The organism is Pseudomonas sp. CFBP 13719, from assembly GCF_014842095.1.
Lineage (GTDB): Bacteria > Pseudomonadota > Gammaproteobacteria > Pseudomonadales > Pseudomonadaceae > Aquipseudomonas.
The window spans coordinates 40,993-65,605 of sequence record NZ_JACYVB010000003.1 but is presented as its reverse complement, the minus strand read 5'-3'; the positions used below and the strand labels follow the sequence as shown (position 1 = coordinate 65,605).

Sequence of the window (24,613 nt, the reverse complement as noted above, 5' to 3'; positions counted from 1 at the left end):
AAGGAGCGTACACATGAACCTGAACCACCAACCCACCGTTGACCAACTCGCCCGTATCCTGGCAGCCGGCCGTGACAGCCTCGATGACCACATTCTTTGGGTCTGCCAGCGTGGCGATGTGCACATCGACGCCTTGGCCAATGACGCCGACGGCGAGGATTTCGAGCGCAACCACCCCGAACTGCGCGCGCGCATGCCGATCTACCGGCGTGGCAAAGGCTATGTCGGCAAGAAAGCGGCGGCCGATCGGCAGTTCGTCAACGATGTGTTCCAGACCCTCAATCGCGAATGGACCCTGGGCCAGGGTCAGGGTCAGGTACGTCGCATTGCCAGCTATTGCTGATTGCCCTAGTTGCACCCCGTAGGAGCGGTATGTGGCCGCGAAACAGACACCGCGCATTACCTGACGCACCGCGGTGCCCCATTCGCGGCCAATGACCGCTCCTACAGCTGATATCCGTATGCCCGTAGGAGCGGTCTGTGGCCGCGAAACAGACACCGCACATTACCTGACGCACCGCGGTGCCCCGTTCGCGGGCAATGACCGCTCCTACAGCTGATATCCGTATGCCCGTAGGAGCGGTCTGTGGCCGCGAAACAGACACCGCGCATTACCTGACGCACCGCGGTGCCCCGTTCGCGGCCGATGACCGCTCCCACAGGTGATCTCCGTATGCCCGTTGGAGCGGTCTGTGGCCGCGAAACAGACACCGCGCATTACCTGGCGCGCCGCGGTGCCCGTTCGCAGCCAATGACCGCTCCTACAGCTGATATCCGTATGCCCGTAGGAGCGGTCTGTGGCCGCGAAACAGACACCGCACATTGCCTGAGGCACCGCGGTGCCCCGTTCGCGGCCAATGACCGCTCCGACCGAGGATTTGACGTTGGGGGCGGGTTTATCCAAAGTAGCCGCCTCCTCTCGCTATCAGGATACGTTGCGTGACCCATTTCCGTTTCCCCTGGCGACGCCTGCTCATCGGCGTCGTGCCAGCGTTGGCGCTGTTGTCGGCCTGCGACAACGACAAAACGCCCGTGCAACCCACACCACCCGTCGCCACCTACGCACCCGCCACCTGGGACGACTTGCCCAAGGTCAGCGACAGTGACCTGCAGGCCGGCTTCATTGCCTGGCGCTCGGCCTGCCAGCGCCTGGCCAAGGACGCAACCTGGGGCCCAACCTGCGCCGCGGCGCAATCGGTGGAAACCTCCCCTGCAGCGATCCGAACCTTCCTCCAGGCACAACTGCAGGTCTTCGGCCTGCGCTCTGCAGAAAAAGGCGAGCACGGTCTGATCACTGGCTACTACGAGCCCGTCTATCCCGGCAGTCTCAAGGCCGACGCAGGGCATCCGGTGCCTGTGTACGGCGTGCCGGCAGACATGATCAGCGTTCAATTGGACAGCCTTTACCCCGAACTCAAAGGCAAGCGCCTGCGCGGGCGACTCGACGGCCAGGTGCTGCGCCCCTATGACGATGCGGCCACCATCCAGCGTCAAGGCATCAACAGCGCGCCCGTGGTAGCGTGGATGCGCGACCCCATGGACCTGCAGTTCCTGCAGATCCAAGGTTCAGGCCGCTTGCAACTGGACAATGGTCGGCAACTGCGCGTCGGTTATGCCGATCAGAACGGCCACCCCTACCGCCCGGTCGGCCGCTGGCTGGTGGAGCAAGGCCTGCTGAAAAAAGAAGAAGTGAGCATGGGCCGCATCCGTGACTGGGCCGTGGCCAACCCCCAACGCGTCCCGGAATTGCTCGCCAGCAATCCGAGCTACGTGTTCTTCAGCCTGCGTCCGGACAGCACCGAGGGGCCGCGGGGCTCGCTGAACGTGCCGCTGACGGCAGGCTACAGCGTGGCCATCGATCGCAAGGTGATCCCGCTGGGCAGCCTGTTGTGGCTCTCGACCACGCGCCCGGACGGCAGCCCGGTCGTGCGCCCGGTCGCCGCGCAGGACACCGGTGGCGCCATCGCCGGCGAAGTGCGTGCCGATCTGTTCTGGGGTACGGGAGCGGAAGCCGGCGAACTGGCCGGAAACATGAAGCAAGAAGGCCAGGTGTGGTTGCTGTGGCCCAAAGGTGCAGCGCTGCCAACGCCCTGAACCCGATGGCGCCTCGAAAAACAGGGCGCCTGACCGTCGGGCCAGGCACCCTGCTCTCTCACGCCAGCAATTTCTCGATCTGTTGGTGCAGCGTGTCCAGGTCAAATGGCTTGGCCAGGATAGGCGCCTTGCGAGCGATCGGGCTGTTGGTTTCCTCTATCTCTGCCGGATAGCCACTGATGAAGATGACTTTGAGATCCGGTCGCAACAGCACTGCGGGCTCGGCGATCTTCACCCCGGAAATGCCGCCGGGCAAACGAAAGTCCGTAACCATAAGATCCAGGTGCGGCTTGGTCGCTAGAATCTCCAACGCCTGCTCGCCGTTCTCGGCCTGCAGAACGCGGTAGCCCAGCCCAGACAGGTAGTCTGCCAGTACCATCAATATCAACGGTTCGTCCTCTACGATGAGAACGACATCTTGTGCATCTACACTCATGGGGAAGCCTATGTGCTTATATGTTTCGCTGCCATTACGACCATGACCTGCGACAGAGGTTGCGTGTGATTGCGCTTATTCCTAAAGCGGAAGGCTGACCCGGAACGTCGCGCCGTCGCCCAGGGCGCTTTCGACTTCGATGCGCCCGCCATGGGCCGCCACGATCTGCTCGGAAATGAACAACCCCAAGCCCAGTCCCGCTACCACGTTGCTGCCCGAGACCCGCTCGAACTGCTGAAAGATGCGCAGCTGGTTTTCCTTGCTGATGCCGATGCCGTGGTCCCGCACTTCCACGCGCGCCCAGCCGTTGTGCCCGTACACCGTGACCTCCACCGGACCTTTGCCGCCATAGCGCAAGGCATTGGAGAGCAGGTTGCTGACCACCTGCTCGATACGGAACTCGTCCCAGATGCCCAGCACCGGTTCATCCGCCCGCAGGCTGATGGTGCAATCGGCCGCCGCCACCTGAGGCGCGAAACTGTCGACCAGATTGCGCACCAGTTGCGCCAGGTCGAACTGGGCAGGACGAATGGACAGCTTGCCGGTACGGATGCGCGACACATCGAGCATGTCCTCGATCAAGCGGATCAGGCTCTTGATCTGCCGCTCGTCGCGCTCGACCATGGCGCGCATCTTGTCGAGGGTGAAGGCGTCGGCGTTATCGCGCGCCAGGTGCAGCTTTCGCAGTTGCGTTTCCAGGATCAACCCATTGAGCGGGGTGCGCACCTCGTGGGAAACGATCGACATGAAGTCGTCGCGCATGCGCACGGCGTGCTCCAGTTCGCTCTGGGTCACTTGCAGGCGCTTTAGCAGCACCTCCTGTTCCTGGCGCGAGCGCTCCAGCGCATCGAGCTGTTCCTTGAGGGTCTTGCGCTGACGGTACAGGTCGACGAACACGCTGACCTTGCTCTTCACCGCCTGCATGTCCAGCGGCTTGTGCAGGAAATCCACCGCGCCGCTTTCGTAGCCCTTGAAGGCATAGTTGAGTTCACGCCCGGCGGCGCTGACGAACACGATCGGGATGTTCTTGGTTTTCTCGGTGCTGCGCATGAGTTCGGCCAGCTCGAAGCCGTTCATGCCCGGCATCTGCACATCGAGAATGGCCATGGCGAATTCGTGCTGCAACAGCAGCGACAGGGCCTCGTCGGCCGACAGTGCCTTGTGCACCTCACGGCCGGGGCTGGCGATCAACGCCTCCAGAGCCAGCAGGTTCTCCGGCAAGTCATCGACGATCAACAGTTTTGCTTGGACGTTGCTTAGCATGTGCTTCGTTCCAGCTCGGCAAGCAGACAGCCAATGCCGTGGAGTGAAAGAATGTGATCAGGCGCCTGCAGGCGAATGGCTGCCTGCGGCATGACCGCGACCCGCGCCTCGGCGGGGTCCTGGACGATGGTCAAGCCACCTTTGTGTTTGATGCTGGCCAGACCTCGTGCGCCATCTTCGTTGGCACCCGTCAGCAAGACCCCGATCAACCCGCTGCCATAGGCATCGGCGGCCGAATCGAACAGAAAATCGATGGCGGGACGCGAGTAATGCACCCGTTCCTCCTGGCTCAGCGACAAGCTGAAATCGCGCTCCACCGACAGGTGATAGCTGGGCCCGGCAAAGTAGAACATACCGGGTTCGATCGGCTCCTTGTCGCGCGCCTGGCGCACCGGTCGATTCAAGCGCCGTTCGAACACTTCCGCCAGCTGGCTGTGACGTTCGTCCGGCAGGTGCAGCACGGTCAATACCGGCAGCTTGAAATCAATCGGCAACTGCCCGTACACCCCCAGCAATGCCTCGACGCCACCGGCCGATGCGCCCACCACCACCGCTCGGAAACGACTCATGACTTGCGATAGATCCGTTCGGGGCGCGTCAAGGTCTCGAAGCGCGAACTGTAGGCCGAGAAATCCAGGGTTTCCTTGCTGCCGAGCATGAGAAAACCGCGATGGCTCAGGGACTCGTGGAACAGCCCGAAGGCACGGTCCTGCAGGCCCTTGTTGAAGTAGATGAGCACATTGCGGCAAGACACCAGCTGGGTCTCGGAGAACACGCTGTCGGTGGCCAGGCTGTGGTCGGCGAATGTCACGTTCTCGCGCAGGCTGCTGTCGAAAATGGCGTTGCCGTAGGCCGCAGTGTAGTAGTCGGCGAACGAGCGGGTACCACCGGCTCGTTGGTAGCTCTGGGTGTAGGCGCGCACGCTCTCCATGGAATAGATGCCTTGCTTGGCCTTTTCCAGGGACGTCGGGTTGATATCGGTGGCATAGATGATGGTGCGTTCGAGCAGACCTTCTTCGCGCAGCAGAATGGCCATGGAGTAGACCTCTTCGCCCGTGCTGCACCCTGCAATCCAGACCTTGAGCGATGGGTAGGTCTTGAGCAGCGGCACCACTTCACGGCGCAGTGCCAGAAAGTGCTCGGGGTCACGAAACATCTCGCTCACCGGAATCGTCAGGTACTGCAGCAGCTCCATGAACGCCGTAGGCTCGTGCAGCACTCGAGCCTGCAGCGACGATACGCTGCTGCACTCCATCTGGCGCAGCGCGTGCAGGATGCGGCGTTTCACCGACGCACCCGAGTAATCGCGGAAATCGTAGCTGTAGGTGAGGTAGATCGCCTCGATCAGCAAACGGATCTCGATGTCGATATTGCGCTCGGAAGCTGGCTGTGACGGCTCGCCGGCTAGGGAATCACTCACTACATGCGCTCCAGTTGCGGCAACCAGACGCGGATCAGCGAAAACAGACGGTCCAGGTCGATGGGCTTGGCCAGATAATCGTTGGAACCGGCCTGCAGGCAGCGTTCCTGATCGTCCTTCATGGCCTTGGCAGTGACCGCGATGATCGGCAGCTTGCGCCAGCGCGGGTCCTTGCGGATCTCGCGGGTGGCTTCGTAGCCATCCATCTCGGGCATCATCACATCCATCAACACCAGATCGATGTCCTCGACCTGATTCAACTTGTCGATCGCCTCACGACCATTACGGCCTACTTCAACGATAGCGCCCTTGTGCTCCAGGGCACTGGTCAGGGCGAAGATATTGCGCACGTCGTCGTCCACCACGAGGATCTTGCGGCCTTCGAAAACCTTGTCGCGGCTGCGGGCGGTTTTCAACATCTTCTGCCGCTCGTGGGACAACTGCGATTCGACTTTATGCAGAAACAGCGTGACTTCGTCGAGCAGACGCTCGGGCGAGCGCGCGCCCTTGATGATGATCGAGCGGGAGTACTTGAGCAGCTCGGCTTCTTCGTCGCGGGTCAGGTTGCGCCCGGTGTAGACGATCACCGGCGGGAACGCACGGATCTCCTCGTTGGACATGCGCTTGAGCAGGTCACCGCCGAGCATGTCAGGCAGTTTGAGGTCGATGATCATGCAGTCGTAGACGTTGTCGCGCAGCAGGTCGAGCGCCTCCTGGGCAAAGCCCACGGCAGTGATCTCGATGTCGTCATCGCCGATCAGCAGGGAAATGCTCTCGCGCTGCAGGTCATCGTCTTCCACCAGCAGAATGCGCTTGAGCTTTTGCGTCAGCTTGGCTTCCAGGCGGCCGAAAACCTCCTTGAGTTCGTCCCGCGTGGTTGGCTTGACGGCATAGCCGATCGCGCCCATGTGCATGGCCGCCTCGACGCGGTCCTCGACCGAAATCACGTGTACGGGAATGTGCCGGGTGGTGGCCAGTTCCTTGAGGCGCTGCAGCACGGTCAGGCCGGAATGATCGGGCAGGCGCATGTCGAGCAGGATCGCATCGGGCACGAAGGTCGCCGCCAAGTCAAAGCCCTCGTCGGCGCCGTGGGCCACCAGGCAGTGGTAGTCCAGCTCGTGCGCCAGGTCGTAGAGGATACGCGCGAAGTTCGGCTCATCCTCGACCACCAGAATGCAGCGCCTGGTGAACGGGCCTTTATCACGGTCGTCGGCGAAGCGTGCCACGGTCAGCGGCGCCTCGAGCACGGCTGGGGTGTTGGACACCGGCTGGGCGGCGATCACCATGGGCTGGGGCGCGTGTCGCGGTGCCTCGATGATTTCTTCATAGCGCTGCGGCAGCACCAGGGTAAACGTGCTGCCCTTGCCCAGCTCGCTGCTGACGGTGATGTAGCCGCCGAGCATGTTGGCCAGGTCGCGGGAAATCGACAGGCCCAGGCCAGTGCCGCCATAGCGGCGATTGGTGGTGCCGTCCGCCTGGCGGAAGGCCTCGAAGATGGCCTGCTGCTGGTCGACGGCAATACCGATGCCGGTGTCGCGAATCTGGAAGGCGATGCCTTGGTTGGCATGGCCGGACACCAACAGCTCGACACTGCCCTGCTCGGTGAATTTCAGCGCGTTGGCCAACAGGTTCTTGAGAATCTGCTCCACGCGCTGGCGATCGGTGTAGAGCATCGCCGGTGCGTCAGGAAGAATCTGCACCGACAGTTCCAGGTGCTTCTGACCGGCCAGCGGCTCGAAGGTCATGCGCAGGCTGTCGACCAGCCGCGGCACGCTGCTGTTCTCCGGTCGCAGGTCGAGCTTGCCCGCCTCGACCTTGGAGATATCGAGGATGTCGTTGATCAGGTTGAGCAGATCGTTGCCTGCGGAGTAGATCGACTCGGCGAACTTGACCTGATCGGCAGTGAGGTTTTCCTGGGGATTTTCCGCCAGCAGCTTGGCCAGGATCAACGAACTGTTGAGTGGCGTGCGCAGCTCGTGGGACATGTTGGCGAGGAATTCGGACTTGTAGCGGCTGGAACGCTGCAGCTCGTCGGCGCGTTCTTCGAGCTGTACCTGAGCCTGGTTGAGCTCCAGGTTCTTGCGATCCAGCGCATCGCGCTGCTGGCCCAAGGCATCGGTGCGCTCGGCCAACTGCTCGTTGGTCTGCTCGAGTTCCGCCTGCTGGGTTTCCAGGTATGCCTGGGACTCCTTGAGCACTCGCGACTGCTCTTCGAGCTCTTCGTTGGCCGTCTTCAACTCTTCCTGCTGCACCTGCAGTTCTTCGTTGAGCTGCTGGGTTTCGGCGAGCACTTCCTGCAGCCGCTGGCGGTAGCGAGCCGCTTCGATGGCGGTGCCGATGTTGTCGGCCAGCAGTTCGACGATTTCCAGGTCGCGGTCGGTCAAGGGGCGCAGGAAGCCCAGTTCGACCACGGCGTTGATCTGGTCGTTGTCGCTGGTCGGGATGACCAGCACGCTGCGCGCCGCGCCCTCGCCCAGGCCCGAGCTCAAACGCAGGTAATCGGCCGGCACGTCGTCCAGGCGGATGACCCGGTTGCGCTGCACGGCCTGACCGGCAATGCCTTCGCCATTGATCAGCAACTGGTCCGTCACTTCACGCTCGCGGGAGAATCCGTACGAGGCGATACGGCGCAGGTTGCCGTGCTCTTCGCGGATGTACACCGCCGCGACTACTGAACCCAGGTATTGGGCGAAGAATTGCAGCATGTTGCGACCCAGCATCTGCAGGGTCTGCTGGCCCAGCAACTGCTCGGCCAGCTGAGTCTGGCCGGTGCGCAGCCAGGCCTGGTCCTGCAAGCGCTTGGCACCCTTCTGCAGGGCAGCCAGGTTGCCGCCATAGGAGGTCGAGAGCTCGGTCATGTCGCGTCGGCCGAAATACGCCAGCAAGGCGCTGACCACCAGAACGAACAGCACATAAAGGCTGACCGATGCCCAGATGGTGCGTGACACGTTTTCGCTGCGTTCCACCCGCAGCTGCTGCTCCATGGCAATGAAGCCCTCGTATTCCTTGCGGATCGCGTCGGTCAGACGCTTGCCGCGACCGGTCTGGACCACGCTGGAATAGTCGCCGGTGGCGCGCTTGAGCGCAATCAGCTCGCCGCCATAGTCGAGCCAGTCCTTCTGCAGCGCCATGATGCGGGTCAGCCGATCGACCTGGCGCGGGTTGTCGGCCACCAGGGCCTGCAAGGCTGGCAACTCGGCGGCCAGGCGCGGCTTGGCCAGTTCATAGGGATCCAGATAGCCCTCGGCACCCGAGAGCAGATACCCACGCATCCCGGTTTCCATGTCGATCGACAGCTTGGTCGCTTCGTTGGCGTTGTTGATGACCCGGTCGGTGTGCTCGACCCAATCGATCACCGACAGCAGGTAAACGATGATCGCAATGAACACGGCCACGCTGAGCACGCCCACGCCCAGCGGCAAGCCGACGTTGCGACTGAGCAGGCGACGGAAGCTCTGCTCGTCGATCGAAGAGGGTTTGTTCATGTCCTTGGGCCCGGATCCTGTAATCGAGGTCGGGGATTTTGCCGCAATTCAGTCAATTTGTTAGGTTTTTTCCGCATGTCTCATAAGAATTTTCATACCTAAACGTGGGAATGGTCTCGTTTAATGCCTCCACAAGCATGGCCTGACCCCGACCCATGCTTTATGATTGGCGCCCTGCTTCCCGGGTGCTCGTTGCCTTCGGGGCGTAACGTTATCTGCGACATGACGGCTCGGCGCCGTCTGCGCCCCTTGCCGACCAGGATCCGAACGATGTCCGATACCGCCAAAACCATTCTTGTCGTCGAAGACGATGCGATCGTCCGCATGCTGATCGTGGACGTGCTGGAGGAATTCGAGTTCAAGGTACTGGAAGCCGAGGACGGTCCTCAGGCGCTGACCTTCCTCAACGATTCGGCCAAGACCATCGACCTGATGATGACCGACATGGGCCTGCCCGGCATGGATGGCAAGGAGCTGGCCGTCGAGGCGCGCGCCTTGCGTCCCGAGTTGCCGGTGCTGTTCGCCAGCGGCTACGCCGAAGCACTGGACGTGCCGGCGGGCATGGCCATGATCGGCAAGCCGTTCTCCATCGACCAGTTGCGCGACAAGGTCAAGAGCATGCTGGTGGCCTGAGGCCGCGCCTGTCGCTACACCCCGGCGCGTAATCATGGCCTAATGCGCGCCCGGTTTTTGCCCCCGAGTCTGCCCCATGTCTTTTCAGCGCGTCCTGGTCATCGGCTATGTCTGGCCCGAGCCCACCTCTTCAGCCGCCGGCGGGCACATGATGCAGTTGCTGCAGTGCTTCACCGCCCAGGGCTGGCACGTGACCTTCGCCAGCCCGGCCAGGGTCGGCGAGCACAAGGCCGACCTGGCAGCGCTGGGCATCGCCGAACGAGCCATCGAACTCAATGACGACAGCTTCGACCGCTTCGTCGCTGCATTGCAGCCGGACATGGTGCTGTTCGATCGCTTCATGATGGAAGAGCAATTCGGTTGGCGGGTCGAGCAGCACTGCCCGCACGCCGTGCGCGTCCTGGAAACCTGCGACCTGCAAAGCCTGCGCGACGCGCGTCAGGCTTTGCTCAAGCAACGCCTGCACGCAAGTGACGACGAAAACGACTTCACCGCGTTGTTCGCCGAATCGCCTGACACGCTCTACGCACACATGAGCGACGCCGATATCACCCAGCGGGAAGTGGCCGCCATCTTTCGTTGCGACTTGAGCCTGATGATTTCGCCGTTCGAAACGCACCTGCTGATCGAACGCTTCGGCGTGCCAGCCAGCCTGCTGCACGATTGTCCGCTGATGGTCGAGCCGCTGCCCAGCGCAGCCTTGACCTTCGAGCAACGGGCCCACTTCGTCTGCATCGGCAATTTTCGCCACGCGCCCAATTGGGACGCCGTGCTGTGGCTGAAGCAGCAGGTCTGGCCGCGCATTCGCAAGCAGCTGCCGCGCGCGCAATTGCATGTACATGGCGCCTATACGCCGCCCAAGGCCACGGCCCTGCACAACCCTGCGCAAGGTTTTCTGGTCAAGGGCTGGGCGGCGGATGCGTTGCAGGTGGTGGGTCAGGCTCGGGTGGCGCTGGCGCCGCTGCGTTTCGGCGCGGGCATCAAAGGCAAATTGCTCGATGCCATGCTCTGCGGTACGCCCAGCGTGACGACCCCAGTGGGTGTCGAGGGGATGCGTACCGGCGAGCGCTGGCCGGGCCGGATAGCGCGAAGCGCAGACGAGCTGGCGCAGGCGGCCGTCGAGCTGTACGAAAACGCGGATCACTGGCAGGCCGCCCATGCGCAGTGTCATGAGCACCTGTGCGCTCAGTACGCAATGGAGCTGCACGCGCAGGCGCTGGTGCTGCGCCTGGAACGGTTGAGCCAGAGCCTCGCGCAGCATCGCCGGGCAAATTTCACCGGGACCATGCTCCGGCATCATCTGCACAAGAGCACAAAATATTTCTCGCAATGGATCCAATCCAAGAACCAATCGGTCTAAGCGGGCGCTGGCACGCTGCGGCTGGCGAGCTAATCTCTGGTGTCCAAGGTAGTTCCTATTGCCCTTTCAGGACGAACGACGATGGCGCCTATCGACAGCACTAAAGTCTACGACTCAGAACTGATGCGTATGCTGCGCAGCAAACATACCGATTTGCGTCCAGCCTTGAAAAAGGTGTCGACCTTCCTCCAGGCCAATCCCTACCGCAGCGCAACACTTAATATAGAAGAACTGGCGGGCGCCACCGGCACCTCCACCGCCGCTGTCAATCGCCTGGCCAATGCGATCGGGCTCAACGGTTTCACCGGCCTGCGCTTCGCCCTGATGGAAAACCTGCTGGCGGTGGTGTCTGCGGCCGACGTCATCCAAGGCAGGCTCAAGCAGGCACCGGAGACGGGGTTTGATCTGGAACAGCAGATCAGCCTGAGCAAGCACCATCTGGACAACGTCACACGCATGAACGACAACCAGACCTTCGAGGAGATGGCCCGGCAGTTGGCCCGCTCGCAGAATGTGTTCGTGGTCGGTTTCGGCAACAGCTTTCACATCGCGGCCATGGCAGCGGCCGGGCTCAGCCCATTCTGCGCCGGCGCGCACTGCGTAACCCTGGACGGCGGCCTTGAAGGGTCGGCCTATCGACTGTCCGGTATAACCCGCAATGACACCCTGCTGGCCATCGCCCTGCCCGCCTACACCCGCGACACCATTCGCCTGGCCGAATACGCCAAGTCCCGCGAGGCCTGTGTGCTGAGCGTGACCGACTGCCCTGCCTCGCCCCTGGTGCAAGTGTCCACACTGAGCCTGTTCATTCCCCCCCATCATCCCGTGCTGCCCAATTCAAAGGTCGGCTTGATGGCGGCCATGGAAGCGTTGCTGGCTCAGGTGCAGTTGCTCAAACCGGCGGCGAACGGCGCCCGGCCAGCGTTTCCCGACTGGGAGCCGGACCGTGACAGCCTGCCCCCTTCGTTGCCAGGTCTGCCGCGCTCGGACGGGCCGCGCAGGAACGACGACTTGCGCTGAGCCGGGGGGCTTCAATATTGGCCTTATCGACGTCCGGCGTTTCAGCCTTGGACGTACAGGCCCGTCCACCGCTATGCTGGGGCGCGCATTTCCGATCGGCATAACTCCAAAAGCAGCCACGGCATGACCCGACCAACGCGAATAACCGACCCTTCCTACGAGTTGATGGACGACCACGAAGGTCGCTCGATCATCTATCGCCAGCACGGCTTCCCATGCCCACTGGTGCGCTGGCACTTCCACAAGGAATACGAATTGCACCTGCTGGTCGCCACCTCGGGCAAAGTGTTCGTCGGCGACTACATCGGCAACTTCAATCCGGGCAGCCTGTTTCTCACCGGGCCCAATCTGCCGCATAACTGGATCAGCCAGTTGCAGAACGACGAGTCGGTGAGCAAGCGCGACATGTTGGTCAATTTCACCGACGAGCTGTTCGACCATGGCCACCAGGTGTTCAGCGAACTCAAAAGCCTTGCGCCACTGCTCGAACGAGCCCGTTACGGCATCGAGTTCCGCTGTGCCCGGACCATCGCCCAGGCCGGTGCTTCGATGCAGCGCATTGCCGAAAGCCAGGGCATCAGCCGCCTCGGGCACTTCCTCATACTCATGGAATCGCTGGCGGCCTGCGAAGATTACCAACTGCTCTCGGGCACCGCTGCGGCTCAGGACGCCGACGAGCACGCCGTGGAGCGCACCAACCGCGCGGTCGACTACATCTTCGCCCACTACGCGCGCGAGCTGTCCCTGGAAGAAGTCGCCGCTTACCTGGGCATGAAGCCCACCTATTTCTCCCGGGTGTTCAAACAAGCCACCGGCCGTTGCTTCGTCGAGTTTGTCAATCGCCTGCGCATCAGCAAGTCCTGCGAGCTGCTGGCCGACGGCGACCGACCGGTGACGGACGTCTGCTTCGAGTCGGGCTTCAACAATATTTCCAACTTCAACCGCCGCTTCCAGCAGCTCAAGGGCATGACGCCGTCGCACTATCGTCGTCTGGCCGTGCAGCGCTCGAGCTCCTGAAACCTGTACGAAACCTCACAGTGGCCGCGTGCATCCCTCTGGCGCGTGGCAGCGGATGCCAGTGCAGTGCAAATAAGTATCAGCGTGGGTGTACTCAGGGATTTGTCAGAATGCCTGCGGGGGTCTGTAATCACAGGCAGTGCTTCACCTCTACGAAGACACAAGAATAATAACCAAGGCCGCCTCACCGCGTGCCGAAGAGGAATGCGAGATGACGATAGACTACAAACGCCTGCTCGTTGCCAGCGGCCTGTGTGGCGCACTGGCCATCAGTGGCTACAGCTACGCCGACACCACCCTGACCATCGCCACCGTCAACAACAGCGACATGATCCGCATGCAGCGCTTGGCCAAGACCTTCGAGTCCGAGCATCCAGACATCAAGCTCAACTGGGTGGTGCTGGAAGAAAACGTGCTGCGCCAGCGCCTGACCACCGATATCGCCACTCAGGGCGGCCAGTTCGACGTGTTGACCATCGGCATGTACGAAGCCTCGCTGTGGGGCGCCAAGGGCTGGCTGTCACCGATGAAAGACCTGCCTGCCAGCTACGACATAGACGATGTCTTCCCTTCGGTGCGCGACGGCCTGTCGGTCAAGGGCCAGCTGTACGCCCTGCCGTTCTACGCCGAAAGCTCGATGACCTACTACCGCACCGACCTGTTCAAGGCGGCCGGTCTCGATATGCCGGAAAAACCGACCTGGACCCAGATCGCCGAATTCGCCGGAAAACTCACCGACAAGAGCAAGGACCAATACGGCCTGTGCCTGCGCGGCAAGGCTGGCTGGGGCGAGAACATGGCGTTGATCACCACCGTCGCCAACAGCTTCGGCGGCAGTTGGTTCGATAGCCAGTGGAAACCGCAGTTCGACAGCGAAGCCTGGAAGAAAGCGCTCAACTTCTATGTCGACAACATGAAGAAGTCCGGCCCTCCCGGCGCTTCGAGCAATGGCTTCAACGAGAACCTGGCACTGTTCAACAGCGGCAAATGCGCCATCTGGGTCGACGCCAGCGTTGCCGGCTCGTTTACCATGGACAAGACCCAAAGCAAGGTCGCCGACAGTGTCGGCTTCACCTTCGCCCCCCACGAAACCACCGACAAGGGCTCGGCGTGGCTGTACTCGTGGGCCCTGGCCATCCCGGCCAGCTCGAAGAACCAGCAGGCCGCGCAGCAGTTTTCGGCCTGGGCAACCTCCAAGGAATATGCAGCGCTGGTCGCCAAGACCGACGGCGTGGCCAACGTGCCGCCCGGCACGCGCAAGTCGACCTACACCGACGAGTACCTGAAGGCGGCGCCGTTCGCCCATATCACCCTGGAATCGCTGAAGGTCGCTGACCCCAAGCAAACCGATGCCAAACCCTACGTCGGTATCCAGTTGGTGACGATTCCCGAGTTCCAGGCCATCGGTACCGAAGTCGGCAAGGCATTCGCTGCCGCACTGACCGGTCAGACCACTGCGGACCAGGCGTTGGTCGTCGCGCAGACGGCCACCGAGCGTGCCATGAAGCGCGCCGGCTACCCCAAGAAGTAACACGTCCGCCCTGCTGCCCGCCGACCATGGCGGGCAGCCCTGCTCACCAGGTGCGCACTCATGAATACTACGACTGCCAAGCCCCAGCCCGACGCCGCTGAGGTGACGGGCAAGCGCCGCTTGTCCAACCCCGGCTGGTTTCTGGTCACACCGTCGGTGGCCTTGCTGCTGCTGTGGATGATCGTGCCACTGGGCATGACCGTCTATTTCTCGCTGATCCGCTACAACCTGCTGTACCCCGGCGAAAACGAGTTCGTCGGGCTGGAGAATTTCAGTTTCTTTCTCACCGACGCCGGCTTCATGCCGGGCGCCACCAACACCTTGCTGCTGGTCGGCAGCGTGCTGTTGATCAGCGTAGTGTTCGGCGTACTCATCGCCGCACTGCTGGAAGCCAGCGAGTTTCTGGGCCGAGGTATCGTGCGGGTGATGCTCATCTCGCCGTTCTTCATCATGCCCACGGTAGGCGCGCTGATCTTCAAGAACCTGATTTTCCATCCGGTGTCGGGGATTCTCGCGGCCGTGTGGAAGTTCTTCGGCGCCGAACCGGTCGACTGGCTTGCCCACTATCCGCTGTTCTCCATCATCGTCATTGTCAGTTGGCAATGGCTGCCATTCGCCATCCTGCTGCTGATGACCGCCATGCAATCGCTGGACCAGGAACAGAAGGAAGCCGCACGGCTCGACGGCGCTGGCGCCTTGGCGATCTTCTGGCACCTGACGCTGCCGCACCTGGCGCGACCCATCGCCGTGGTGGTGATGATCGAAACGATCTTCCTGCTCTCGGTGTTCGCGGAAATCTTCACCACCACCAACGGCGGTCCGGGTTTCGCCTCCACCAACCTCGCCTATTTGATCTACAACCAGGCGCTGGTGCAGTTCGACGTGGGCATGGCCTCCGCCGGTGGTTTGATCGCCGTGGTCATCGCCAACATAGCCGCCATCATCCTGGTGCGGATGATCGGCAAAAACCTCACCGACAAGAATTGAGGGCCTGCACCATGACACTTCAACAATCGCGTCGCCTGCAAAGTCTGATTCTGGGCTGCCTGGCCTGGGCCGTGGCGATCCTGGTGTTCTTCCCGATCTTCTGGATGGTGCTGACCAGCTTCAAGACCGAGATCGACGCCTTCGCCACACCGCCGCAGTTCATTTTCACCCCGACCCTGGAAAACTACCTGCACATTCAGGAGCGCAGCGACTACCTGCACTTCGCCTGGAACTCGGTGCTGATTTCCTTCAGCGCTACCGCCCTGTGCATGTTGATTGCCGTTCCCGCCGCCTACTCGATGGCGTTCTACGAAACCAAGCGCACCAAGCAGACCCTGCTGTGGATGCTCTCCACCAAGATGCTGCCGCCGGTGGGCGTGCTGATGCCCATCTACCTGCTGGCCAAGGGCGCCGGGCTGCTGGATTCGCGCATCGCGCTGATCGTCATCTACACCCTGATCAACCTGCCGATCGTGGTCTGGATGGTGTACACCTACTTCAAGGACATCCCCCGGGAAATCCTCGAAGCGGCGCGCCTGGACGGTGCGACGCTGGGTCAGGAAATGCTGCGGGTGCTATTGCCGATCAGCAAGGGCGGTTTGGCGTCTACCGTGCTGCTGTCGTTGATCCTGTGCTGGAATGAGGCCTTCTGGTCGTTGAACCTGACCAGTTCCGGCGCCGCGCCGTTGACCGCGCTGATCGCCTCGTACTCAAGTCCGGAAGGGTTGTTCTGGGCCAAGCTGTCGGCCGTTTCGACCCTGGCCTGCGCGCCGATCCTGATCTTCGGCTGGATCAGCCAGAAGCAGCTGGTGCGCGGGCTGTCCTTCGGGGCAGTCAAATGACAGGTGGCGACTTGATGCACGCCTTCGCGGCCACTGGCCGCTCCTACAGGTACTGCACAATCCTTGTAGGAGCGGCCAGTGGCCGCGAAGAGGCCGGCACCGCCAACAACGTACTTACATCAGGACCCATCCCATGGCCACATTGAAAATAAAAAACCTGAAAAAGGGCTTCGAAGGCCTGCAGATCATCAAGGGCATCGACCTGGAAGTGCACGACCGCGAATTCGTGGTGTTCGTCGGCCCGTCGGGCTGCGGCAAGTCGACCCTGCTGCGCCTGATCGCCGGGCTCGAGGAAGTCAGCAGTGGCACCATCGAGCTGGACGGTCGCGACATTACCGAAGTGACCCCGGCCAAGCGCGACCTGGCCATGGTGTTCCAGACCTATGCCCTGTACCCGCACATGACGGTGCGCAAGAACTTGTCGTTCGCACTCGACCTGGCCGGCAAGCCCAAGGCCGAAGTCGAGAGCAAGGTAGCGGAAGCGGCGCGCATTCTCGAACTGGGCGCCCTGCTCGACCGCAAGCCCAAGCAATTGTCGGGCGGCCAGCGTCAGCGCGTGGCGATCGGGCGCGCCATCGTCCGTCACCCCAAGATCTTCCTGTTCGACGAGCCGCTGTCCAACCTCGACGCTGCCCTGCGGGTGCAGACTCGCCTGGAGCTGTCGCGCCTGCACAAGGAGCTGCAGGCCACCATGATCTATGTCACCCACGATCAGGTCGAAGCCATGACCCTGGCTGACAAGGTCGTGGTGCTCAACGGCGGCCGCGTCGAACAGGTGGGGGCGCCCCTGGAGCTGTACCACCATCCGGCCAACCTGTTCGTCGCCGGTTTTCTCGGGACGCCGAAGATGGGTTTCCTCAAAGGCACGCTCAGCCGTGTCGATGGTCAGGGCTGCGAAGTTGCCCTCGACGCCGGTACCCGGATCTACCTGCCCCGCGTCAGCCAGACGCTGAACGTCGGCGATGCGGTGACCCTGGGCATCCGCCCCGAGCACCTCGACCTGGCGCAGCCGGGACAATGCCAACTGGCGGTGACCGCCGATGTCAGTGAGCGCCTGGGCAGCGATACCTTCTGCCACGTCGTTACCGACTCGCAGGAACCGCTGACCCTGCGAATCCGCGGCGATCTGCGCAGCCAGTACGGCGAACGCCTGAACCTGCTGCTGAACGCCGAGTATTGCCACCTTTTCGATGCCCAGGGTATTGCCGTGGCCAAGCCGCTGCAGGCCGCTGCCTGATACAGGACCGATGATGAAACTCAATCGACAGAATCTGCACCAGCTCGCCGAGCACATCCAGTTGCCCGCCTACGATCCGACGACGCTTGCGCATGGCATCGTCCACATCGGTGTCGGTGGGTTCCACCGCGCGCACCAGGCGTTCTACACCGATGCCCTGATGAACCAGGGTGACGCCCGGCAGTGGGCCATCTGCGGCGCCGGCCTGCGCAGCGAAGACCGCAAGGTCCGCGACGCCCTGGCCGAGCAGGATTTCTACTACACCCTGATGGAACTGGGCGACACGCCGGACACCGAAGTGCGGGTGATCGGCGCGATCACCGACATGCTCCTGGCCGAAGATGGCGCCGAAACCTTGATTGGCAAGCTGGCCGAGCCCTCGGTGCGCATCGTTTCGCTGACCATCACCGAAGGGGGTTATTGCATCGACGACAGCAACGGCGAATTCATGGCCCACTTGCCGCAAATTCGGCACGACCTGGCTCACCCGCTGGCGCCCACCACGGTATTCGGTTTTCTCTGTGCAGCGTTGCAGCAACGACGCGACGCCGGCATCGAAGCGTTCACCGTAATGTCGTGCGACAACCTGCCCCACAACGGCGCAGTTGCGCGCAAGGCGCTGCTGGCGTTCGCCGCCCTGCGGGACCCGGCGCTGCACGACTGGATCGCTGGCCATGTGCAGTTTCCCAACGCCATGGTCGACCGCATCACGCCGATGACCAGCGCAGCCCATCGCGCTCAGCTGCGCGACCGGCATGGCGTCGAGGACAGCTGGCCGGTGGTCTGCGAACCGTTCGTGCAATGGGTGGTAGAGGACAAGTTCGGCGCGGGCCGACCCGCCTGGGAAAAAGTCGGCGTGCAGTTCACCGACGATGTCACGCCCTATGAAGAAATGAAGATCAAACTGCTCAACGGCAGCCACCTGGCCTTGACCTACCTGGGCTTCTTGAAGGGTTACCGCTTCGTTCACGAGACCATGAACGATCCGCTATTCGTGCGCTATATCCGCGCCTACATGGACCAGGACGTTACGCCACAACTGGCTTCCGTGCCAGGCATCGACCTGGAAGGCTACAAGGACACGCTGATCGAGCGTTTTTCCAACCAGGCCATCGCCGACCAGTTGGAACGGGTCTGTTCGGACGGTTCCTCGAAGTTTCCCAAGTTCACCGTGCCGACCATCAACCGACTCATCCTCGATCAGCAAGACACCCGGCGCGCGGCGCTGGTAGTGGCGGCCTGGGCGCTGTACCTGGGCGGCGTCGACGAGAACGGCACGCACTACACCATTCCAGATCCACGCGCTGAGTTCTGCCAGAGGCTGGTTGCCGACGAGGCGTTGCTCACGCAACGGCTGCTGGGGGTCGAGGAAATCTTCGGCACGCAGATCCCACGCTCGGTCGAGTTCGTTGCAGCCTTCGAACAGCAACTCGCCAGCCTGCGTACCCAGGGTGTGCATGCCACACTCGAACAGCTGCTGGACGACAAGGAGTAACCTGCCATGTTCCTCGGGATCGACTGCGGCACGCAAGGGACCAAGGCGCTGATCCTTGACGCTGACAGCGGTCAGGTACTGGGCCAGGGCTCGGCCGCGCACCACATGATCAGCGGCGAAAACGGCCGTCGCGAGCAGGACACCAGTGACTGGCTCACGGCGTTCGAACAGGCCACCGCGCAGGCGCTGGCCCAGGCCGGCATCGATGGCCAGCAGATTCTGGGCGTCGGCGTGTCCGGCCAGCAGCATGGACTGGTGCTGCTGGACGCAGACGGGCAACCGTTACGCCCGGCCAAGCTATGGTGCGACACTGAAAGCACGCCGCAGAACGAGCGCCTGCTGGCCGAGCTGGGGGGTGAACAAAGTTCGCTCGAACGCCTGGGGCTGGTCATTGCCCCGGGGTACACCGTGTCGAAGCTGCTCTGGACCCGCGAGCATCACCCGCAGATATTCGAGCGCATCGCCCACGTGCTGTTGCCCCACGACTACCTGAACTTCTGGCTGACCGGGCTGGCGCGCGCCGAATACGGTGACGCTTCCGGCACCGGTTACTTCAACGTGCGCGAGCGTCAGTGGGACCTTGCCCTGCTGCGCCAGATCGACCCAAGCGGGCGGCTGGAAGCGGCAGTGCCGCCGCTGATCGAGTCGCACCAGCCGGTGGGCACGATTCGTCCGGGCATTGCCGCGCGGCTGGGCATCAACCCGCTGGCCGTGGTGGCCAGCGGTGGCGGCGACAATATGATGGGCGCCATCGGCACCGATAACACCCACCCTGGGGTCATCACCATGAGCCTGGGGTCTTCCGGCACGGTGTACGCCTGCAGCGATCAGCCGACCGTGCTGGACGAACCGGCGGTGGCGACGTTCTGTTCGTCGTCGGGAGGGTGGTTGCCGCTGATCTGTACCATGAACCTGACCAACGTCACCACTGCGGTGCGCGATCTGCTGCAACTGGACATCGGCGGATTCAACAAGGCCATGGCACAGGCACCGATTGGCGCCGGGGGAATCGTGATGTTGCCGTTCCTCAATGGCGAACGGGTACCCGCGCTGCCGCACGCCACCGGCTCGGTGCTGGGGCTCACCAGTGACAATCTGAGCGCGGCAAACCTGTGCCGCGCGGTGGTGGAAGGCACCACCTTCGGCCTGCGCTATGGCCTGGACCTGCTGCGCGCAGGCGGCCTGCAAACCCACGTGATACGTCTGATCGGGGGCGGCTCGAAGAGCGCGGTGTGGCGACAGATAGTAGCGGACATCATGGACGCACCGGTGGTCTGCACCGAGCAGCCGGAAGCCGCGGCATTAGGCGCGGCGATCCAGGCGGCGTGGTGCGCCAGCCAGGATCCACAGGGCCTGGCCGCGTTGTGCAAACGCTGCGTGCGCCTGGATGAAACCAGTCACACCCAGCCCATACCCGCCAACGTCTCGGCCTATCAGAATGCCTACCAGCGTTACCGCCAGCACATCCCTGCTTAGCCCCGGTGCCACACCCTCTCTGTAGGAGCGGTCTGTGGCCGCGAAGAAAGCACCGCGGTCTAACTGCCGGACCGCATCGCCCCTTCGCGGCCACAGACCGCTCCCACAGGGAATGGGATCACCCCGTAGGAGCGGTCAGCGGCCGCGAAGAAAGCACCGCGGTGTGCGGGGCGGAAGGTTAGAGGTCCGGCTGGATGATTTCGACCCAGTAACCGTCAGGGTCCTTGATGAAAGCGATGCTCTTCATGCGACCATCGGTCAAACGCTTCTGGAAGTCCACGCCCAGCGTTTCGAAACGCTCGCAGGCCGCGTGGATATCCGGCACCGACACACAGATGTGACCGAAGCCACGTGGGTCGCTGTTGCCATCGTGGTAAGCGAAGTCGGCATCGTTCTCGGTGCCATGGTTATGGGTCAACTCGAGAACCCCGGGCATCGACTTCATCCAGGTGGTGCGCGCTTTGTCGTCCGCAGGAATCGTCGACTTGTCTACCAGCGCCAGGAAATACAAACTGAATTGCGCCTCGGCGAAATCGCGCTTCTCCACCAGGCTGAAACCCAATACACGGGTATAGAAATCCAGCGACCGCTCGATGTTCTTGACTCGCAACATAGTGTGGTTGAAAACGAACCGGGATGTGGCGGCTTCAGGTTGCGCGGTAACACCGGGCACACTGTTCAAATGATCGAGGCTCATGAAAGCTCCCTTGAATGAATGGGCAGTAACTGCGAGTCATGATACGGAACGCAATGGAGGATGCCAAACGCGACGACGCGTTGAATGCGCGACAATGAGACGCGGAGAGTGTAACGCGGAAGATAATCTTGAAATTCAGGCAATAAGAAGCCCGCCGAAGCGGGCATTTGGGGCGCTGTTCCATCAGCGGATTTCATAATGGAACAGTGGCTGTGAAAAGGATGTGAAAATCTGAGCGCTCACTCAGCGTTTTTCATCGAATTCAGTCAGCGAAGCAACCAGCCGTCTACGGTGCTGGCGCCGTGTTCCTGTTTCCAGGCTTTGAGCCCGTGGTGATTGCCACCCTTGGTTTCGATGCGCTCGCCGGTGTGCGGGTTCTCGTACACCTTGACTACCCGTGCCCGCCGTTGCTGCTTGGGCCTGGCGGGGGCTGGCGCCCTGGCGGAAGCGGTGTGTGGATCGAGAATGGCGACGATGTCGCGCAGGCCCTTTTCATAGGTTTTCATCAAACCCAGGAGCTTTTTTTCGAACTCGATTTCCTTCTTCAACCCCGCGTCGTTCTTCATTGTTTCGAGCTGGGCGAGTTGTTCTTGCAATGCCTTTTCGGCGGCACGGTATTCAGCGAGTCTTGACAATGTCTCTACTCCGGACAGAACCTGATGGCGCCCTGCCCTTTTTCGAGCCGGGCTCTCTTGCAGATGCCTCGTTTGCTTGCACACGATAGTGCAACTTCGCAGAGACGTAAATGACGCAACAGTGCCGACGGCAACTTCTTTAGTTACTTGAAGTTTGTCTGGAAGATTGGGCGCGCAGCGGAAGTACAAGCAGAGGGTTTGATATTGTCAAAAGCGACGCGGCTTGCGCCGCTGCTACAGGGGAATACCTGTAGCAGCGGCGCAAGCCGCGTCAGTCAAGCGCTATCCTGTAGCAGCGGCGCAAGCCGCGTCAGTCAAGCGCTATCCTGTAGCAGCGGCGCAAGCCGCGTCAGTCAAGCGCCATCCTGTAGCAGCGGCGCAAGCCGCGTCAGTCAAGCGCCATCCTGTAGCAGCGGCGCAAGCCGCGTCAGTCAAGCGCCCTCCTGTAGCAGCGGCGCAAGCCGCGTCGGTCATCGCATCAAGCCGGAGCAGAAGTGCGGATCAAGTGATCGAAGGCTGCCAGCGAAGCCTTGGCACCCTCACCGACCGCGATCACGATCTGCTTGAACGGCACTGTGGTCACGTCACCGGCGGCAAAGATGCCTGGCAGATCGGTCTCGCCGCGTGCATCGACCATGATCTCGCCACGGTTCGACAGCTCGATGGTGCCTTTGAGCCAATCGGTGTTGGGCAGCAGACCGATCTGCACGAAGATGCCTTCCAGAGCGATTTCGTGATGCTCGCTGCTCTGGCGATCCTTGTAGCGCAGGCCGTTGACGCGCTGGCCGTCGCCGGTCACTTCGGTGGTCAGAGCGCTGGTGATCACCTTGACGTTGGGCAGGCTGTGCAGCTTGCGCTGCAGCACGGCGTCGGCGCGCAGTTGAGTATCGAACTCGATCAGCGTCACGTGGGCGACGATACCGGCCAGATCGATGGCGGCTTCCACCCCAGAGTTACCACCACCGATCACCGCCACGCGCTTGCCTTTGAACAACGGGCCGTCGCAGTGCGGGCAGTAGGCCACGCCGCGGTTGCGGTACTCCTGCTCACCCGGCACGTTCATTTCACGCCAGCGCGCACCCGTCGCCAGAATCAGCGTCTTGGCCTTGAGGGACGCACCGCTGGCAAATATCACTTCGTGCGGCGCACCGTCCTTGCCAGGAACCAGTTTCTCGGCGCGCTGCAGGTTCATGACGTCCACTTCGTACTGCTTGACGTGCTCTTCCAGCGCCACGGCCAACTTGGGACCTTCGGTTTCCTGCACGGAAATGAAGTTCTCGATGGCCATAGTGTCCAGCACCTGGCCGCCGAAGCGCTCGGCGGCAACACCGGTACGGATGCCTTTGCGGGCAGCGTAGATGGCAGCTGCCGCACCGGCAGGTCCGCCGCCGATGACCAGCATGTCGAAAGCCTGCTTGGCGTTGAGCTTTTCAGCCTGGCGATCACTGGCGCTGGTGTCGATTTTCGCCAGGATTTCTTCCAGGCCCATGCGGCCCTGACCGAAGTTCTTGCCGTTGAGGTAGACGCTCGGCACGGCCATGACCTGCCGCTCTTCCACTTCAGCCTGGAACAGCGCGCCGTCAATGGCGACGTGACGAATATTGGGGTTGAGCACCGCCATCAGGTTCAGCGCCTGGACCACGTCCGGGCAGTTCTGGCATGACAGGGAAAAATAGCTTTCGAACAGAAACTCGCCTTTCAACGCAGCGATCTGTTCGATGACCTCGGCACTGGCCTTGGAGGGGTGGCCGCCAACCTGCAGCAGCGCCAGTACCAGCGAGGTGAATTCGTGACCCATGGGGATACCGGCAAAACGCAGGCCGATGTCCGCTCCAGGACGATTGATGGAAAACGAGGGTCGACGTGCATCGCTGCCGTTGTCGAGCAGCGTGATCTTGTCCGACAGCGCGTCGATGTCGCGCAGCAGGCCAAGCAATTCCTCGGATTTCGCGCCGTCATCAAGGGACGCGACGATCTCGATCGGTTGGGTGACCCGTTCCAGATAGGCTTTCAACTGGGCTTTAAGATTGGCGTCCAACATGAGGGCGATTTCCGTTTTGAGTGTTTCGAAGACGACAGTTGCCCGCCGGGGTAATCGACCCCGAGTGAGCGATGATGCTTTTAGAGAAGGCAACAACCGTAGGAGCAGTCGGTGGCCGCGAATCTGGCGTTGCGTTCCGACAGGCAAAACGCGGCGGATTTTCGCGGCCGATGATCGCCCCTACGGGGGTGATGCAATCCCACGAGCAGCGGCCCGCGGGAAACAGCTTGGGAGGCTGCTTAGATCTTGCCGACCAGGTCCAGCGATGGAGCCAGGGTGGCTTCGCCTTCTTTCCACTTGGCTGGGCAGACTTCGCCTGGGTGGGCAGCGACATACTGAGCCGCTTTAACCTTGCGCAGCAGCTCGGATGCATCGCGGCCTACACCGCCGTCGTTCAGTTCGACGATCTTGATCTGGCCTTCCGGGTTGATCACGAAAGTGCCACGGTCAGCGATGCCGTCGGCCTCGATCAGCACGTCGAAATTCTTCGAGATGGTGTGAGTCGGGTCACCGATCAACGGGTACTGGATCTTGCCGATGGTGTCGGAAGTGTCGTGCCAGGCTTTGTGGGTGAAGTGGGTGTCGGTCGACACGCCATAGATTTCCACGCCCAGTTGCTTGAAGGCTTCGTAGTTGTCGGCCAGGTCGCCCAGTTCGGTTGGGCAGACGAAAGTGAAGTCGGCCGGGTAGAAGAATACGACAGACCACTTGCCTTTCAGATCGGCGTCGCTGACCGGCACGAAAGCGCCATTGTGGTAAGCGGTAGCGTTGAACGGCTTGACTTGGCTGTTGATGATCGGCATCGGTGACTCTCCTTCAGGGGGTTGAAATCGTGTTTGAATTCGATAGGCAGCATCCTAACCAGATGTGCGATTGATAGCTCATTGGCAAACTGGATGCTGTCGATTGGTTTTGCCTATCGAAGCTACCCATAATAAAGAAGA

General features: G+C 61.9%; 21 protein-coding genes. 12 read left to right on the top strand and 9 right to left on the bottom strand.

Annotated elements, in window-relative coordinates:
- Positions 1–13: 13 nt before the first annotated feature.
- Positions 14–343, top strand: a complete 330-nt coding sequence (locus IFT57_RS10645) for a hypothetical protein (protein WP_122715233.1) — start codon at positions 14–16, stop codon at positions 341–343.
- Positions 344–939: 596 nt separating this feature from the next.
- A complete protein-coding gene (mltA, locus tag IFT57_RS10640; protein ID WP_446731186.1) occupies positions 940–2,094 on the top strand; it encodes a murein transglycosylase A in 1,155 nt (384 codons plus the stop codon).
- 58 nt (positions 2,095–2,152) lie between these two features.
- Here mltA and IFT57_RS10635 read toward each other — a convergent pair whose 3' ends face one another.
- The 5 genes from IFT57_RS10635 to IFT57_RS10615 all read right to left on the bottom strand — a co-directional run bounded on the left by IFT57_RS10635 (position 2,153) and on the right by IFT57_RS10615 (position 8,698).
- Positions 2,153–2,530 carry a response regulator gene (locus IFT57_RS10635; RefSeq protein WP_122795756.1) on the bottom strand — a complete coding sequence of 126 codons (378 nt, stop codon included), beginning with the start codon at positions 2,528–2,530 and terminating at the stop codon, positions 2,153–2,155.
- Positions 2,531–2,611: 81 nt separating this feature from the next.
- On the bottom strand, positions 2,612–3,793 hold the full coding sequence (locus tag IFT57_RS10630) for a hybrid sensor histidine kinase/response regulator (RefSeq protein WP_122795755.1): 1,182 nt from the start codon (positions 3,791–3,793) through the stop codon (positions 2,612–2,614).
- Positions 3,787–4,362: a chemotaxis protein CheB gene (locus tag IFT57_RS10625; RefSeq protein WP_122795754.1), complete on the bottom strand. Its 576-nt coding sequence runs from the start codon at positions 4,360–4,362 to the stop codon at positions 3,787–3,789. Before IFT57_RS10625 ends, IFT57_RS10630 begins: the two co-directional genes overlap by 7 nt.
- Entirely contained in the window at positions 4,359–5,213 is an 855-nt protein-coding gene (locus IFT57_RS10620) for a protein-glutamate O-methyltransferase CheR (RefSeq protein ID WP_192151346.1), read from the bottom strand. The genes IFT57_RS10625 and IFT57_RS10620 overlap by 4 nt, the downstream gene beginning before the upstream one ends.
- Positions 5,213–8,698, bottom strand: a complete 3,486-nt coding sequence (locus IFT57_RS10615) for a response regulator (RefSeq protein WP_192151345.1) — start codon at positions 8,696–8,698, stop codon at positions 5,213–5,215. Before IFT57_RS10615 ends, IFT57_RS10620 begins: the two co-directional genes overlap by 1 nt.
- Before the next feature lie 270 nt (positions 8,699–8,968).
- On the opposite strand from IFT57_RS10615, the gene IFT57_RS10610 reads away from it, so the two are divergent.
- From IFT57_RS10610 to xylB, 10 genes are all read left to right on the top strand, one after another.
- Positions 8,969–9,331, top strand: a complete 363-nt coding sequence (locus IFT57_RS10610; protein WP_122715227.1) for a response regulator — start codon at positions 8,969–8,971, stop codon at positions 9,329–9,331.
- Between the two features lie 76 nt (positions 9,332–9,407).
- On the top strand, positions 9,408–10,691 hold the full coding sequence (locus IFT57_RS10605; protein ID WP_192151344.1) for a glycosyltransferase: 1,284 nt from the start codon (positions 9,408–9,410) through the stop codon (positions 10,689–10,691).
- 81 nt (positions 10,692–10,772) lie between these two features.
- Positions 10,773–11,711 (top strand): MurR/RpiR family transcriptional regulator, encoded by a 939-nt coding sequence (locus tag IFT57_RS10600; RefSeq protein WP_192151343.1) that lies wholly within the window; start codon positions 10,773–10,775, stop codon positions 11,709–11,711.
- A 123-nt stretch (positions 11,712–11,834) separates the two neighbouring features.
- The gene (locus tag IFT57_RS10595; RefSeq protein ID WP_122715223.1) at positions 11,835–12,728 is read left to right on the top strand and encodes an AraC family transcriptional regulator; all 894 of its coding nucleotides are present in this window, start codon (positions 11,835–11,837) and stop codon (positions 12,726–12,728) included.
- A 211-nt stretch (positions 12,729–12,939) separates the two neighbouring features.
- Complete coding sequence (locus tag IFT57_RS10590) at positions 12,940–14,259, top strand: ABC transporter substrate-binding protein (RefSeq protein WP_192151342.1); 1,320 nt, start codon at positions 12,940–12,942, stop codon at positions 14,257–14,259.
- A 60-nt stretch (positions 14,260–14,319) separates the two neighbouring features.
- A complete protein-coding gene (locus tag IFT57_RS10585) occupies positions 14,320–15,246 on the top strand; it encodes a carbohydrate ABC transporter permease (RefSeq protein ID WP_122476905.1) in 927 nt (308 codons plus the stop codon).
- A gap of 11 nt (positions 15,247–15,257) precedes the next feature.
- Positions 15,258–16,088 (top strand): carbohydrate ABC transporter permease, encoded by an 831-nt coding sequence (locus IFT57_RS10580; protein WP_192151341.1) that lies wholly within the window; start codon positions 15,258–15,260, stop codon positions 16,086–16,088.
- A 133-nt stretch (positions 16,089–16,221) separates the two neighbouring features.
- Positions 16,222–17,325 carry an ABC transporter ATP-binding protein gene (locus IFT57_RS10575; protein ID WP_122715220.1) on the top strand — a complete coding sequence of 368 codons (1,104 nt, stop codon included), beginning with the start codon at positions 16,222–16,224 and terminating at the stop codon, positions 17,323–17,325.
- Positions 17,326–17,338: 13 nt separating this feature from the next.
- Entirely contained in the window at positions 17,339–18,820 is a 1,482-nt protein-coding gene (locus IFT57_RS10570) for a mannitol dehydrogenase family protein (protein WP_192151340.1), read from the top strand.
- A gap of 6 nt (positions 18,821–18,826) precedes the next feature.
- Positions 18,827–20,296, top strand: a complete 1,470-nt coding sequence (xylB, locus tag IFT57_RS10565; RefSeq protein WP_192151339.1) for a xylulokinase — start codon at positions 18,827–18,829, stop codon at positions 20,294–20,296.
- 178 nt (positions 20,297–20,474) lie between these two features.
- On the opposite strand, the gene gloA is transcribed toward xylB, so the two are convergent.
- The 4 genes from gloA to ahpC form a co-directional block, all read right to left on the bottom strand.
- Positions 20,475–20,993 carry a lactoylglutathione lyase gene (gene gloA / locus IFT57_RS10560; RefSeq protein WP_192151338.1) on the bottom strand — a complete coding sequence of 173 codons (519 nt, stop codon included), beginning with the start codon at positions 20,991–20,993 and terminating at the stop codon, positions 20,475–20,477.
- Positions 20,994–21,259: 266 nt separating this feature from the next.
- The gene (locus IFT57_RS10555) at positions 21,260–21,628 is read right to left on the bottom strand and encodes a histone-like nucleoid-structuring protein, MvaT/MvaU family (RefSeq protein WP_122715216.1); all 369 of its coding nucleotides are present in this window, start codon (positions 21,626–21,628) and stop codon (positions 21,260–21,262) included.
- A 478-nt stretch (positions 21,629–22,106) separates the two neighbouring features.
- Positions 22,107–23,669, bottom strand: a complete 1,563-nt coding sequence (gene ahpF / locus IFT57_RS10550) for an alkyl hydroperoxide reductase subunit F (RefSeq protein ID WP_192151337.1) — start codon at positions 23,667–23,669, stop codon at positions 22,107–22,109.
- A gap of 239 nt (positions 23,670–23,908) precedes the next feature.
- On the bottom strand, positions 23,909–24,472 hold the full coding sequence (ahpC, locus tag IFT57_RS10545) for an alkyl hydroperoxide reductase subunit C (protein WP_122476891.1): 564 nt from the start codon (positions 24,470–24,472) through the stop codon (positions 23,909–23,911).
- Positions 24,473–24,613: the final 141 nt, after the last annotated feature.

Excerpts from the sequence above, each read along its gene's own strand:
- IFT57_RS10645 (WP_122715233.1), top strand. The coding sequence starts at position 14 with ATGAACCTGAACCACCAACCCACCGTTGACCAACTCGCCCGTATCCTG.
- IFT57_RS10635 (WP_122795756.1), bottom strand. The coding sequence starts at position 2,530 with ATGAGTGTAGATGCACAAGATGTCGTTCTCATCGTAGAGGACGAACCG.
- IFT57_RS10630 (WP_122795755.1), bottom strand. The coding sequence starts at position 3,793 with ATGCTAAGCAACGTCCAAGCAAAACTGTTGATCGTCGATGACTTGCCG.
- IFT57_RS10625 (WP_122795754.1), bottom strand. The coding sequence starts at position 4,362 with ATGAGTCGTTTCCGAGCGGTGGTGGTGGGCGCATCGGCCGGTGGCGTC.
- IFT57_RS10615 (WP_192151345.1), bottom strand. The coding sequence starts at position 8,698 with ATGAACAAACCCTCTTCGATCGACGAGCAGAGCTTCCGTCGCCTGCTC.
- IFT57_RS10610 (WP_122715227.1), top strand. The coding sequence starts at position 8,969 with ATGTCCGATACCGCCAAAACCATTCTTGTCGTCGAAGACGATGCGATC.
- IFT57_RS10605 (WP_192151344.1), top strand. The coding sequence starts at position 9,408 with ATGTCTTTTCAGCGCGTCCTGGTCATCGGCTATGTCTGGCCCGAGCCC.
- IFT57_RS10600 (WP_192151343.1), top strand. The coding sequence starts at position 10,773 with ATGGCGCCTATCGACAGCACTAAAGTCTACGACTCAGAACTGATGCGT.
- IFT57_RS10595 (WP_122715223.1), top strand. The coding sequence starts at position 11,835 with ATGACCCGACCAACGCGAATAACCGACCCTTCCTACGAGTTGATGGAC.
- IFT57_RS10590 (WP_192151342.1), top strand. The coding sequence starts at position 12,940 with ATGACGATAGACTACAAACGCCTGCTCGTTGCCAGCGGCCTGTGTGGC.
- IFT57_RS10585 (WP_122476905.1), top strand. The coding sequence starts at position 14,320 with ATGAATACTACGACTGCCAAGCCCCAGCCCGACGCCGCTGAGGTGACG.
- IFT57_RS10580 (WP_192151341.1), top strand. The coding sequence starts at position 15,258 with ATGACACTTCAACAATCGCGTCGCCTGCAAAGTCTGATTCTGGGCTGC.
- IFT57_RS10575 (WP_122715220.1), top strand. The coding sequence starts at position 16,222 with ATGGCCACATTGAAAATAAAAAACCTGAAAAAGGGCTTCGAAGGCCTG.
- IFT57_RS10570 (WP_192151340.1), top strand. The coding sequence starts at position 17,339 with ATGAAACTCAATCGACAGAATCTGCACCAGCTCGCCGAGCACATCCAG.
- xylB (WP_192151339.1), top strand. The coding sequence starts at position 18,827 with ATGTTCCTCGGGATCGACTGCGGCACGCAAGGGACCAAGGCGCTGATC.
- gloA (WP_192151338.1), bottom strand. The coding sequence starts at position 20,993 with ATGAGCCTCGATCATTTGAACAGTGTGCCCGGTGTTACCGCGCAACCT.
- ahpF (WP_192151337.1), bottom strand. The coding sequence starts at position 23,669 with ATGTTGGACGCCAATCTTAAAGCCCAGTTGAAAGCCTATCTGGAACGG.
- ahpC (WP_122476891.1), bottom strand. The coding sequence starts at position 24,472 with ATGCCGATCATCAACAGCCAAGTCAAGCCGTTCAACGCTACCGCTTAC.